The sequence below is a fragment of the Lactiplantibacillus sp. B652 genome (genome assembly GCF_023806745.1).
Lineage (GTDB): Bacteria > Bacillota > Bacilli > Lactobacillales > Lactobacillaceae > Lactiplantibacillus > Lactiplantibacillus pentosus.
Map to the genome: position 1 here is coordinate 1 of NZ_JAMSKY010000025.1, position 12,853 is coordinate 12,853.

Sequence of the window (12,853 nt, forward strand, 5' to 3'; positions counted from 1 at the left end):
AGCGAAGACTTCCGCCCCCGTTGACTAACCTTTCGTTCAAAGTCAGTTTGCGCTAGCCCAGCCTGGTACTCACTATTTAGCCGGTGAAGTTCGTTAAAGATGGTGGTCTTACTAAAGCCTAAGTAGTTAGCGATGTATCGCAAGGAACGTCCTTCATTATGAAGCGTTTCAATGACAACACGGTTCTGGAATGATAAAATAGTGGTGCTCATCAAGGTCCTTCTTTCTAATGGATTGTGTGGTAACACCATTAAAGACCTTGATGGGTTTTTCTGTCCACTTAAATGTTCAACTTAAATTTTACAATCTGCCTTATTTAAAAAGCGTCAAATTGTCTGTTCAGAAAGATCTGAAGATAGACAATTTGACGCTTTTTGGTTATAGGCTCAAAAATGAATTGTTGCTATAAATTATACTGACTATTCTTTTACCGTATCATTTAGTTCCTTGGCCTGATAAAAGTCCGGGAAGACGTGAGCACTCTTGATTCCCCAATAATAAAAACCAAGGGATGCAATAATAATCACGACAAAGTCCCAAGGATATGGGATCCAATTGATACCGTTAAATTGGTGACTGCCAATGTAGGACATGATTGAAATGAAAATGAGATAAAAAATCATCCACATACTTGACCAAAATGCTTTCCGGGTATTCACATAACCAGCTCGGTACTCGTAATAAAAGTAGAATGGTAATCCTAGTAAAATAACCAAAATAACTTCAACGGTTGTTGGCCACATTGCCCAATATACGGCAAGTGAAGCCAAGACAAACGAAAGTGGTGCCATCCAATTTAAATGCTTTAACTTAACAGGACGTTTAAAATCTGGTGCCAATTTTCGAAAGGCAACCGCTGTTACCGGCCCGGTTAAGTACGCAATTAAGGTTGACGTACAGATAACCGTTGCCAAGGTTGCCCATGATCTAAATACAGAAACCATCAGCATACTTAGAACCAGGTTAACAATCATCGCAACACGGGGAATCCCATATTTTTGATTGATCTTACCTACGAAACTCGGAATACGCTGGTTACTTTCCATCGCGTAAAGTGCTCGGCCAGTTGATGCGGCAAACGAGACACCGGTTCCGACGGGTGAAACAAAGGCATCCATGTAAAGCAGAACGGATAACCAGCGGATTCCCAACATAATTGCCAAGTCGGCAAATGGGGAATTGAAGTTAATACCACTCCATCCGTGTGCTGCAACCGCGGATGGCTTAATTGCCGTTATAAAGACACTTTGAAGGACAATGTAGATAATCCCACTAATCAAAAGTGAAATAAAAATGCCATGACCGATATTTTTATTTGGGTTTTCGATTTCACTTCCCATATTAATAACCGTTTGAAAGGCATTGAACGAGAAAATAATACCGGCTGATGAAGTAGCCGCAAAAATCGGTGCTGACCCGTATGGCATAAATTCGTGGAGTGAATGGCCATAGTTTTCGGGATGAAAACTGGCAATTGTCAGCATAATAATGGTTAGCGTTGGTACCCCGATCTTAAAAACTGAGATTAAACTGGTAAAACTGGTTAGAATTTTAACTGACCAGAAGTTCAAAAGAGTGAAAACCAACATGAATAAGAAAACCACCATTAATCCTGCTGTGGTAATGGTGCCATTTTTCAAGAACTGATGGGTCCAGTTTGCCCACGACCACGGCCATGAACTCATATATTGAACGGCAGCAACAGCCTCTATTGGAATTAACGTAATTAACGAAATCCAATTGGCCCATGAAGAAATAAATCCCAGAAGCGGTCCGTGGGAATATTGTGCGTATCGGCTCATCCCGCCGGCTTCCGGAAACATTGCGCCAAGTTCAACATAATCGTAAGCAATTGCGGCAATGACCGCACCCCCGATGACCCATGAAATAATAGCAGCGGGGCCTGCTATTTTCGAGGCTTCCCAAGAACCGAAAAGCCAGCCTGATCCAATTAAGGAACCAAGCGTTAACATTACAAGTTGAAATAATCCAATCTTAGTCGTTTTGTCAGAATCCATTTGTACCTCCTATTTGCAGTGACAACCAGTGTAACAAATGAGAAAATTATTGCAAATGAAGTAAAATGAGAAAAGTCGACTGGTGACTATCATGATAGTCAGGAGAAGATTTTATACTTTTTTAGGAATAGTACCGAAATTGTATTTTTTGAGATAAGGCAAGGAAACACGTTCTTTTAAGGACGTGATGAATTGCCCCATTTTTATGTGCAATGAAAGTTTAGCGTCATTACCTGTCAATAAATTTCCTCAATTGTCAAGTTAAGTGCAACACTTGATAACTAGACCAATTAGACTAGCTTAAAAGGCCATGAAGGCCTATTCTTATTATTAACGACAAAATCAACAGATAAGGATAGGTGTCTTCATGACCCAAACTAAGAATATCATGCCTAAGCATTACCAACAACTCCAATCTTTTGAACGCGGTCAAATTGAGTCCCTGACTCGATTAGGATTTGGCGTTCGTCAGATCGCCAGCCGGCTTCACCGGAGTCCCAGCACCATTTCTCGCGAATTAAAACGCGGGTTAACCACCCAGATTGATTCCCAGAAACATCGGTCATATCAGGGCTACTTTGCCGAGCGCGGGGCGGCTTACTATCGAGAACAGCGGGCCAAGTGTCACCCCAAAGGTTTACTGCAGCGGGCTGCCGTGTTCTTCAAGTCCCTGCCGAAAGCTTTAAAAGCTAAGCCACGAGTTTTCAGTGTCGATACGTATGTCCACTATTTTAAAGCTCATTACCCGGGCTTTCCCTGCCCATCAACGGCTACGGTCTATCGGTATATCGAGGCTGGCAAGCTCCCGGAGCTTCACAACTATGATTTACCCATGAAGCTACGTCGCCGCGCTAAACGCCCGAATCACCGACATGCCCGCCTGAATAAAAAACGGCTTGGACAGTCCATTGAAGACCGGTCCGCAGTGGTTCGGAAACGTCAGGAGTTGGGCCATTGGGAAGGCGACTTAGTGAAAGCCAAACGGGTTGAGTCCGAACCAGCTTTAATGACGTTAACCGAGCGAGTTAGCCGGATGGAAATTATCGTTAAATTGCCTGATTACCGGGCAGAGACTTGCCGGCAAGCCCTCCAAGATACGATTGATGATTACGGTGCAGAAAACTTTCGGACGATCACGTTTGACAACGGCTCGGAATTCGCTAGTTTAAATCAGGCCTTAGAACAGGATTATCAGATCAAAGTTTATTTTTGCCATCCATATTCACCATGGGAGCGAGGTTCCAATGAGTATTTTAATAGACGGTTACGCTGGTTCTTCCCGAAAAAGACCAATTTTAGCCAAGTAACGACTGATGAGATCCTAGCAGCACTTGAACTAATTAATCAACGACCATTAAAAATACATCATCAACAGACTGCCATTGAAAGATTCCGGACTTGTTCGGATTAAACTTGTAATTTGCCATAAAAAATTTAGATAAAAAAGAACAAGGTGAGAAACCAAAATTAGTTTCTCACCTTGTTCTTTGAGCACTCAGATTCCTGTACCAAACCATCCTATAACCAACGATAGTAACAATAAAGAGTAAGATTGTAAATGGTACTTAAATAAGGCTTTGTGATCTTGTTCGTTTGGTAGTAGGAAAGCTTGTTTTTCAATAGGCTGCTCATGCCAAATAGGTTGTTGTTTCCAAAAATGATATAGCTGTTGGGGAAGTGCTATCGTGGGTGGAATAGCAATCATAAAGCCAATGATTGCTGGTCGGATTTGGATGATACTATTTCCGAAAGCAACTATGTACCAGAGCCACATGAGCGAACCATAAAAGCAACCTCTAGCAACTGTAAATTCTAACCAGAAGAGTAGTTCGTTTTTTAGGGAACTTCTACGATACGTTTGAAGAACTTTTTTCTTGAGCTGCCTCATTTTGCGACGGGAGTCGTTCTTTCTTAGAAAAAGTCCCCAAAAATATAGCTCGCCTGATCTGGTATAGTTCATAATTTTTTTTTGAATCTTAATGACATATATGAGTAAAATAAACTCAACTAATAAGATCAATAATGGTAACATCAATTTTGGGCCTCCTTAAAAAGGTACACTTATCCAGTCGCTGGTAGTTACTTATCGTGAATGTTAGAGTTATACTATTGCTGATTTTAACTACCGAAATTTTAATAGTTAATTCAGTTGGCGCCAACGTGGTATTTATTAATTTGGGCCACAATAGCCGACTACATCTATAAATGACATGGTATCATACTATTTATAGATGTAGGTTGCTAATGAATCTTTTAATCGATGGTTATGTTGGTTTTTCTCAAACAGTCCAACTTTAACCATGTAACAATTAATGAGATCATAGCAGCACTTGAACCTATTAATCAACGGCCATTGAAAACTATCGGACTTATTCGGATTAATTTTACAATCTGCCGTATAATAATCTGCGGATGAAGTGGATTAAGAAAATCAAACTCAAATTGTGCTTTGCCAGTTATTACCTCGCCAGTGCTAAGTGTATGCTTAAATAGTAAAACGCCAGCGTCTTCGTAAGACGGAAATTTAACATGAATACTTTTAGTGGTCAAAGGCTATCACTCCTAACAAATTTGTCTTTCAATTCTATTGTGCCAGTTGTAGGCCAATTTTTTGATCTGGTTAACAATAAATTTACCAATACTTAAATTTATAAAACATCAGCCGCACTTATTATATGTATTGCCCGCCAGCATAATTAATCGGTAAATTTATATGTTTTGAAGATAAAATGCACCAAAAAGTGCACCACGGACTATTTTTGAAGCCTGAAAACACTCGTTATCATTGGTATATCAGCATTTATATATAAGACTGGTTCGAACCCAGCTAGCCCAATTAGGGAAATTCGATAACCGGCAATCAGGTGTAAAAGCCTTGATTGCCGGTTTTTTTGTCGCCAAAATTGCAATTTGCAAGTGCTCGAAACGGCTACGCTGAGATGCAAAGGATTCCGGCTCTTCGTCAAGTGGAGTTGAGACAATCTTTATGAAGTAGGGTCCCAAGTTCAAATATCATCATCTCCCTTGGTGATTGAATCCGTATCGGATGGTGCTAAGTGCTAGAGCAGGATTTAAGGACGACATTAGATGCAACCGAATGCTGTGAATGACTTCAACTCGAGCAGAATGTGGGCGATTGATCATGGCTTTCGGTTTGATTAGCTTAGCCGCTGAGCAGCCGTCATTTTAATTGCTTCATTCGAAGATATCCTCAAAAAGAATGAATTTTTATACGCAAAACTGGTATCGCTTTCTTTGCTGATACGGTAAGATAAGATTGAAGTTGGCAGTTAAACCTCGCCTGGAGCAACAAAACCAGCATTACGATAATGCGCTTGGAGCACCTGAACAGCGCCACTTTTCACGCCTTAAAGGGATAGTGACGGCGTTTAAATCCAAGTTCGGGTATAAATGGATATAGGCCAAGTAGATGTCACTGGTAAATGGCAGTTTACGGGCTTGGCGAGCGTACTGAGCGTTCGTGGGGCTTGTTGCCTTTTTATCCATGATTAGTTAGACAAACTTTAAGCAACTTTTCTGAGCTGATGGGGACAAATTGCCACTCGCACAAAATTACCGTTAGCGGTAAGCTTAGTTCAAGCTTGATTCGTTTTTAGCGAAGCAGGCCTTGCTAACTAAATCATGACGAGGAGGAACCACGAATGCCAGTTACAAAAATTAAGTTACATGAAACCATGACCTACCGCGAACATGCGATTACGAGTAAATCATTTTCCCGCAAACTCGGTATCGACTTACCATTTGCAATGTACGCGATGGCCGCCGGTGAAAGCATCAGTGCCGAACAGTCGACCTTGACGCGACTCTTTGAAGTTATAGATGGGACATTGACCGTACAGTTTGCGGATGAAAGCCAACAGACCGTCGCCACTGGAGAAATGCTGGTGGTACCTGCGAATACGGTGCATACTTTGCTCGCAGCGCAGCCCTGCCAGTTTATTCAATTCGAGACCAAGTAAGGTACTTATCAAGTTAATCAGTAAGCCTATTGAGGAGGAATTTCAATGAGTTTAATCGATAAAATCGACCATGCCAAAGTGCTTAAATTGACGGACCAAATTCCACTAGATGAGGATCAAGTTAATAGTCGGACGTTGGTTCAGCGTGACGATTTGAGTATGACACTTTTTTCCATCGCAACCGACCAAGAGATTGGCGGTCATTCCGCACAGGGTGACGCCATGGTCAATGTTTTGAGTGGCATCGCGGAAGTGACCATTGAAGGAACGGTATACCGTTTGACGGCGGGGCAGTCCATCGTAATTCCTAAGGACGCGCGTCATTCGTTGTATGCGGTGGAAGGTTTTCAGATGTTGCTGGTGGTCGTCAAACCAGCTTAGACGGGTGCTTATGGGAAAGGGACGGTGGTCCGATGGCCGAATATACCTTCATTGGTGACATTCACAGTGCGGCGGATGACCTGGCCGTATTGCTAGCTGATACGAGCATTACGCAAACGCGGCTGATTTTCCTGGGTGATTACATAGATGGAACGGCTGGTCGTCATTTGGGGCATCTCACGCAACCAGCACCGCTGGATCCGTTGGGTGTGATAGCTCAAGTTCAGCAACGGGTCAGAGATTATGGTGACGTGGCATTGTGTGGCAACCACGATGATTTTTGGGTGCAAACGGCCCGCGGTGATGATGAGGCTGCCGCGACCTGGGTTTTGAATGGCGGGCACCGAACTTGGCGCAAACTCGGCATTTATACCTCGAATCTGAACACGGTGCGGCGTGCGCTGAATCAGGAACCACTATTAGCGGCGACTAAATTTCTGGCAAGCTTACCAACGATTTGGCAACAAGAACACTTAGTTGCGATGCATGCAGGCGTGGATTGGCGATGGCCGTTGGCACAACAGACCCGCGATACGCTACTTTGGATTCGCGACGACTACTATTTTGATGGCGGCGGCCAGCCGCACCGCAATTTATTTGACCGAGTACTGGTGACCGGTCATACGCCGGTTCAAAGCTTCGAAAATCCGCAGATGGGGTACGTGAAGCTTCAGGCGGATGCAGAGGACACGCCTCGTTACGTTATCGACGGTGGAAGTCGTTCCGGATTGTTTGATGGTGGGATCTGTGCGCTAACACTGACAACGCAAGGTAAAGTGGCCCGGATGAAACGGGTCATCAACCGTAAAATCTACGACGGCCAACAACTGGTGACGCCGGAAATGGTTAGCGGGAGTTAGTGACGTTCCGTAGTCCTGCGTAGATGAAAGTTAATGGCGCCTCACACACGCATAAACGTCAGTAAAACGGCCACCATCGGCTTCAATTGACCGATGGTGGCCGTTTGTGCACGCTGACTAGCAACCGTATCCCTTATAAGAGATACAGCCAGCCTAAGCCACCTAGAATAATTAGGGCCAATAAATTAAGACCAGTAAAGACTTTTAAAAAGTGTCGGAGTGGTTGTTGGTCATCAAAGGACAATTGTTTGAGTGCCAGCAAGTTCGCTAGGGATGCCACTAGTGACCCTAAGCCACCGATGTTGACGCCGATAAATAGCGCTGGCAGCTGCTGGGTGAAGTGGGCGAGTAAAATGACAGCGGGGACATTGCTGATGACCTGGCTTGTCAGGATACTCGTCAAATAAACAGTTGATGGCGTCTGAGTTAGCCAAGCCACCCCTTTCGTGACTGTCGTGTTATGGCTGATGGCGCTCACGAAGACGAAGAAGCAGATGAAGGTGAGTAACAGTGCGTAGTCAACTTCATAAAAAGTTTGGCGATTGATTACGGTGGCAACGAGCATGCTGATCAGGACCACTAACCAAATCGGTATCAGGCCGAAGATACCCGCCATTATGAGAATTAAGAGCGCACCTGCCAATAGTGCTTTGCTGGTGTCGACAGATTGACGCTCTGTTTGCGATGGCACTAGTGGTTGTCGTGGTAACCAGTGGCTAAGGACTAATAATAAGCCGAGACTCGCTAACATGAGCGGGGTCGATAACTGAAAAAATTGTCCTAAGTTGACGTGGAAGAAGGTCACGAGAAACAAGTTTTGGGGATTGCCAATCGGTGTAAATGCACTGCCAAGATTAGCAGCCATGATCATTAGGGTGACTGGGTAAGCAATTGACAAATGTTGCTGCCGTGCAACGACCGTAAAAAGTGGAATTAGTGTTAAAATCGCGACATCGTTAGTCAATAGCATTGCACCGCCAAAGGCCATTAAGATGAAGAACTGACACATTTGCCGGGTGTTTGCAGATTTTTGAAGAAGCCAGTCACTTAAACGATTGAGCAGGTGTAGTGCGCGCAATAATTGAACGCAGAGCATCAAGGCAAATAGCGTGCCGATAGTCGTCCAATTGATGTCCTGGATGCTCGGCGTGCCAATCAACAGACTCATAATGGCACAAGTTAAGGCAATCAGGAAGATTTTGTCGCGTAACGTTCGCTTCAGAATGGTCGCCAAGGCTCGCACCCCCTCGTAGCTAGATTGGCTTTAACTTAACCATACTGAAGGTGGACCTGTAAACTGATATACATCTCCCTTTCGGCTAACCTCGCTTAGCTGGCAGACTGTGGGTGACGTATCCGAGGCCATTGCAGGAATCAGCTTGACAGCGGATGCTTTGCTAAGCAGTGTCGGGGGTACAATGGGAACCGGTCATGTTAAAGTAAAAAAACGATTTGAAGCTCGCAAACTTCAAACCGGTTTGATTTGTTATCGATTATTATTCATCATACAGTCAGGCGTCATGCCGGTGTGCCGACTGGCCAAAGAACCACAGATAAGCGCCATAAATAGCGTTGGCCAACATCACGAGTTGGAGTGCCAACATCGATGTCGCGGCCGGACTGAAGCCTCTCAATTGGTTGAACCAAATAATGACGTTAATGACGTCTAGCGTGATCCAAGCGACCCACTGGGAACGATAGCCGTTGACCATTAACACGCTACCCACGATACCTAGTGGGAGTAGCGTGGCATCTAAATAGATTTGATTCCCGTTCAGTTGCTTACTAAAGTGTAAGACGATCGCATAGACGAGTACCGCTAAGATGAACCAGCTCAGCCCGGCGAGTTTGCTGAGCTTGCGGCCAGTCAATTCACTGGAGTCCGCTTGGGCTGCCATTTTACGGTGCCAGACGGTAATCCCAACGAACTGCATAACGAGGTAAAAGGACTGCGCTGCAATGTCACCAATCAGCCGATTCGTGATGGCAGTAGTCAGCCACGCCGCACAGGCAATGATGCCCCAGCTGTAGTTGGTCAAGCGACCCTGGTCAACTAAAATCAGGTTGATGATCACGGTAATCCCGGTGAGTAGACCGATCCAGCCATGCAAGCTGTAGTCTTTTCCCAAGATAAAGCCTAAAATCGTGACGATCAACATGGTGGCCATCATCAACTTGGTCGCTGGGCGTAGCGTTCTTAATTCGGTAACGCCCCGTTGCCAGTTGAAGACGGCGCGCATCGCCGTTGGTAGCGTGGTGACATCCTGCTTGAGTTGCCGGACTAGCATGTTCAAATTGGGCAGTGCCCGTTTGCTTTGATTCATATTAAATAACACTCCTTAGTTGTTTTTAGACAGCCGTGATCGGAAGCAACGCTGTTTATTTAATGTTACACGTTAGCCCGTTTGTGGGGGGCTGTCAACAGTGGGGCGGGCCAGTTAAACCGTGTTATTAATACGTTAATGGGGAAGAAGCTATTCATAACCAAGAGATGCCCCGTTCAAGTCTGTAGGCAATATTTATTTATTCATGGCACGATTCAGTTTGCCGAGCGATTAATCACCCACATTGACTGAAATATTGGTATAGTAGAATAGTAACCGGGAATCGAGTCTGAGTCTCGGATGGTACGAAGATTGGTTTATAATAATCACAATAAATTGTCATTGATGAAGGAGCGGTTTACGGATGAAAATCGGATTTATTGGTGCTGGGAACATGGGTCGGGCCATTATTGATGGGTGGCTGAAACAACAAGCAGTCGCCCCAGCAGATATCTACCTGCACAGTGCCCATGCGGCGAGCTATCAACCCTACGCGCAAGCAAATGGGTTGAACGCCTGTGACACGAACTTGGCGGTCGCACAAGCGGCAGACGTGATCGTGCTCGCGGTGAAACCCAACATTGCACTTGACGCACTCAAAGAAGTTCAATCAGCTTTAACGGGTAAGTGGGTCATCACGATGGTCTCTGGACTCAATTTGGCAGACTATGCGACGGTCATGCCTGACTTGCCAGTACTGCGGATCATGCCAAACGTCAACGTGGCGATTGGTGCCGGGATGACGGCGCTAGTTGGTAATGACGCCTTGACGTCCGAACAATATGCGGCGGGACAACGGTTGTTTGATGCGATTGGTGCGACCAGCGCAGTCGCTGAAAAGGACTTTCCAACCTTTTCAGCCTTGGCCGGCAGTTCGCCAGCTTACATTTACTTCTTTATTGATGCGATGGCGCGCGCGGGAGTCAAGCATGGGCTAAGCAAAGACGCTGCGACCAAAATCGCCGCTCAGGCAACGTTGGGCAGCGCCCAAAATGTCTTAGCTTCGGATAAAATTCCGTTTGATCTGGTTGATCAGGTCTCGTCACCGGGTGGCACAACGGTCGCTGGTTTATTAGCGATGGAAGAAGCTGGCTTTATGACGGCTGTCGTGAAGGGAATCGATGCGACGATCGCCAAAGAACTCGGCGAATAACAAAATACTTGGTGCTGGTGGTTGCAAGTTTGGTCTATACCGATTATAATTAAACCAGTAAATCCAAGGAGGAATTGTTCATGAGCAAAGTGTTAAAACATGCCATCATTTATACGGGGTTAGAAAAAATTGATGACGGCTACATTCGTTTCGGTAAGGAAATTGAAGCGGTTGGTCCAATGGATGAATACGTGGCCCAACCCGACGATGATATCGAATTTGTGAGTGGCAAGACGATTGTACCGGGCTTTATCGATGTTCATAGCCATGGTGGTTATAGTTTTGATTCAATGGACGGGAATCCAGCTGAAATTAACGAAATGGTTAATGATATGGTTGCCCGTGAAGGGATTACGTCATATTTCTGCACGACGATGACCCAATCCAACGAAAACTTAGATCATTCGATGGAAGGCATCAATAAGGCGGCTGAAGAAAATCCAGTGATCCAAGGGGTTCATTTGGAAGGCCCATTCATTTCTGCCACGTTTAAAGGCGCCCAACCAGAAAAGTATATTAAGAATCCTAACGTTGACTTACTGGACAACTGGAACAAGTTATCTGGTGGCCGCGTCAAGTTAATTACTTATGCACCAGAAGATCCTGGTTCGCGTGAATTCGAAAAGTATTGCTTGGAAAACGGTATCGTGCCTTCAGTTGGACACAGTAACGCGACTCGTGAACAATTATTAGCAAGTAAGGCGACCCACGTCACTCATTTATACAATGCGCAACGTGAATTTAAGCACCGCGAACCAGGGGTTACTGGCCATGCCATGCTTGAAAACAACATGTATTGCGAATTGATTTGTGATGGCTTCCATATCGTTCCAGATATGATCAAGTTAGCCTATGAACAAAAAGGGGTCGACCGGATCGAATTAGTCACTGATTCAATGCGTGCCAAGGGTGAACCTGATGGCATTAGTGAATTAGGTGGCCAAAAAGTGATCGTTAAGGATGGTCAAGCGCGCCTTGAAGAAGGTAACTTGGCTGGTTCAGTCTTAACATTTATCAACGCCTTCAAGAATATTCAGAAATTCACTGGCTGTGGCATTGCGGAAGCCGTTAAGATGGCCTCAGTTAACCAAGCGCGTGAATTTGGATTAACGAAGAAGGGGACTTTGGAAGCCGGCAAGGACGCGGATATCAACATCCTGGACGGTAACCAAGACTTAGTCGCAACTTATAGCTACGGTAAAAAAGCAGCTAAATAAATTAGAAGTAAGGGATGAGTACCATGAGTTCGCCAATTTATATTCAAATCCACAACCAAATTAAGCAGGCGATTGAAGCAGGTCGGTGGGCCGTTGGTGACCGGATTCCGTCCGAACGGGAACTGGCCGGTCAGTTCGATGTGAGTCGGATGACCCTTCGGCAAGCAATCCAAACGTTGGTTGACGAAGGAATATTAGAGCGGCGAGTCGGCGCCGGCACGTTTGTCGCCAACCAAAAGGTGCAAGAAAAGATGTCCGGCGTCACCAGTTTTACTGATTTAATGCTGGCTCAGGGCAAAGTCCCATCGAGTAAAACGATTTCCTACCACGTGACCAGTCCGTCACTGTCTGAAAGTGAAAAGTTGGCCTTGAAAGCTAACGAACAAGTGCTACGGATGGAACGGATTCGCTATGGTGATGATGTGCCGATTTGTTTCGAAGTGGCGACGGTGCCAGAACGGCTCGTTAAGCAATTTACGAAGGATGAAATCACCAGTTCGCTATACCGGACATTAGAAGAAAAAGCGAGTTTGATGCCCGGTAAGGCCCAACAAACGGTTTCAGCGATGTCGGCGTCCGAACGAATCTCGGAATATTTATCCGTTCGCCGTGGCGACGCCCTCTTACGATTACGACAAATTTCGTATTTACAAACGGGTGAACCGTTTGAATACGTGCGCACGCAATACGTGGGCAACCGGTTCGAATTTTATCTCGAAAAGTAACCAGTGACGCGCTGACTCAGTGGTCAAACCGTTGCCGGTGGTGAAAAGGTCAAAATAAATAGCTCGGCTAGAAATTAAGGGTCTCTGTCAACCGGTGTTGATGAAGTTATATTTAGAATCCAATTCATTTACGAATTGGGTTCTTTTTTTCGATTTTGATTTTGAATTCAATTTGAATTCGATAAATAAAGTTTT

Annotated in this window: 12 protein-coding genes; 7 read left to right on the plus strand and 5 right to left on the minus strand. The window is 45.0% G+C overall.

The window, feature by feature from the left end:
• Both MZO40_RS16070 and MZO40_RS16075 read right to left on the minus strand, forming a co-directional pair.
• A partial coding sequence (locus MZO40_RS16070) for a helix-turn-helix domain-containing protein (protein ID WP_252133419.1) occupies positions 1–212 on the minus strand: 212 nt, incomplete at its 3' end.
• A gap of 207 nt (positions 213–419) precedes the next feature.
• Positions 420–2,018: an APC family permease gene (locus tag MZO40_RS16075; protein ID WP_015474755.1), complete on the minus strand. Its 1,599-nt coding sequence runs from the start codon at positions 2,016–2,018 to the stop codon at positions 420–422.
• 367 nt (positions 2,019–2,385) lie between these two features.
• Here MZO40_RS16075 and MZO40_RS16080 point away from each other — a divergent pair, with 367 nt between their 5' ends.
• Positions 2,386–3,429: an IS30 family transposase gene (locus tag MZO40_RS16080; RefSeq protein ID WP_252133420.1), complete on the plus strand. Its 1,044-nt coding sequence runs from the start codon at positions 2,386–2,388 to the stop codon at positions 3,427–3,429.
• A gap of 84 nt (positions 3,430–3,513) precedes the next feature.
• Here MZO40_RS16080 and MZO40_RS16085 read toward each other — a convergent pair whose 3' ends face one another.
• On the minus strand, positions 3,514–4,050 hold the full coding sequence (locus MZO40_RS16085; RefSeq protein WP_252133421.1) for a hypothetical protein: 537 nt from the start codon (positions 4,048–4,050) through the stop codon (positions 3,514–3,516).
• Between the two features lie 1,630 nt (positions 4,051–5,680).
• Here MZO40_RS16085 and MZO40_RS16090 point away from each other — a divergent pair.
• From MZO40_RS16090 to MZO40_RS16100, 3 genes are read left to right on the plus strand one after another with little or no spacing between them, the layout of a single operon-like run.
• Positions 5,681–5,998 carry a cupin domain-containing protein gene (locus MZO40_RS16090; RefSeq protein ID WP_088770062.1) on the plus strand — a complete coding sequence of 106 codons (318 nt, stop codon included), beginning with the start codon at positions 5,681–5,683 and terminating at the stop codon, positions 5,996–5,998.
• Between the two features lie 45 nt (positions 5,999–6,043).
• Positions 6,044–6,379 carry a cupin domain-containing protein gene (locus MZO40_RS16095; RefSeq protein ID WP_050339276.1) on the plus strand — a complete coding sequence of 112 codons (336 nt, stop codon included), beginning with the start codon at positions 6,044–6,046 and terminating at the stop codon, positions 6,377–6,379.
• 32 nt (positions 6,380–6,411) lie between these two features.
• On the plus strand, positions 6,412–7,239 hold the full coding sequence (locus tag MZO40_RS16100) for a metallophosphoesterase (RefSeq protein ID WP_252133422.1): 828 nt from the start codon (positions 6,412–6,414) through the stop codon (positions 7,237–7,239).
• A gap of 133 nt (positions 7,240–7,372) precedes the next feature.
• Here MZO40_RS16100 and MZO40_RS16105 read toward each other — a convergent pair whose 3' ends face one another.
• Both MZO40_RS16105 and pnuC read right to left on the minus strand, forming a co-directional pair.
• Positions 7,373–8,473, minus strand: a complete 1,101-nt coding sequence (locus tag MZO40_RS16105) for an SLC13 family permease (RefSeq protein WP_105961054.1) — start codon at positions 8,471–8,473, stop codon at positions 7,373–7,375.
• Positions 8,474–8,750: 277 nt separating this feature from the next.
• The gene (gene pnuC / locus MZO40_RS16110; RefSeq protein WP_252133423.1) at positions 8,751–9,563 is read right to left on the minus strand and encodes a nicotinamide riboside transporter PnuC; all 813 of its coding nucleotides are present in this window, start codon (positions 9,561–9,563) and stop codon (positions 8,751–8,753) included.
• A 364-nt stretch (positions 9,564–9,927) separates the two neighbouring features.
• On the opposite strand from pnuC, the gene proC reads away from it, so the two are divergent.
• The 3 genes from proC (at position 9,928) to MZO40_RS16125 (ending at position 12,658) form a co-directional block, all read left to right on the plus strand.
• A complete protein-coding gene (proC, locus tag MZO40_RS16115) occupies positions 9,928–10,716 on the plus strand; it encodes a pyrroline-5-carboxylate reductase (RefSeq protein ID WP_105961052.1) in 789 nt (262 codons plus the stop codon).
• 80 nt (positions 10,717–10,796) lie between these two features.
• Entirely contained in the window at positions 10,797–11,933 is a 1,137-nt protein-coding gene (nagA, locus tag MZO40_RS16120) for an N-acetylglucosamine-6-phosphate deacetylase (RefSeq protein WP_003637724.1), read from the plus strand.
• 23 nt (positions 11,934–11,956) lie between these two features.
• Positions 11,957–12,658: a GntR family transcriptional regulator gene (locus tag MZO40_RS16125; protein ID WP_105961051.1), complete on the plus strand. Its 702-nt coding sequence runs from the start codon at positions 11,957–11,959 to the stop codon at positions 12,656–12,658.
• Positions 12,659–12,853: the final 195 nt, after the last annotated feature.

Bases quoted from the DNA above. Each gene is read 5' to 3' on its own strand.
- MZO40_RS16075 (WP_015474755.1), bottom strand. From the start codon at position 2,018: ATGGATTCTGACAAAACGACTAAGATTGGATTATTTCAACTTGTAATG.
- MZO40_RS16085 (WP_252133421.1), bottom strand. From the start codon at position 4,050: ATGTTACCATTATTGATCTTATTAGTTGAGTTTATTTTACTCATATAT.
- nagA (WP_003637724.1), top strand. From the start codon at position 10,797: ATGAGCAAAGTGTTAAAACATGCCATCATTTATACGGGGTTAGAAAAA.
- MZO40_RS16090 (WP_088770062.1), top strand. From the start codon at position 5,681: ATGCCAGTTACAAAAATTAAGTTACATGAAACCATGACCTACCGCGAA.
- MZO40_RS16125 (WP_105961051.1), top strand. From the start codon at position 11,957: ATGAGTTCGCCAATTTATATTCAAATCCACAACCAAATTAAGCAGGCG.
- MZO40_RS16095 (WP_050339276.1), top strand. From the start codon at position 6,044: ATGAGTTTAATCGATAAAATCGACCATGCCAAAGTGCTTAAATTGACG.
- proC (WP_105961052.1), top strand. From the start codon at position 9,928: ATGAAAATCGGATTTATTGGTGCTGGGAACATGGGTCGGGCCATTATT.
- MZO40_RS16100 (WP_252133422.1), top strand. From the start codon at position 6,412: ATGGCCGAATATACCTTCATTGGTGACATTCACAGTGCGGCGGATGAC.
- MZO40_RS16080 (WP_252133420.1), top strand. From the start codon at position 2,386: ATGACCCAAACTAAGAATATCATGCCTAAGCATTACCAACAACTCCAA.
- pnuC (WP_252133423.1), bottom strand. From the start codon at position 9,563: ATGAATCAAAGCAAACGGGCACTGCCCAATTTGAACATGCTAGTCCGG.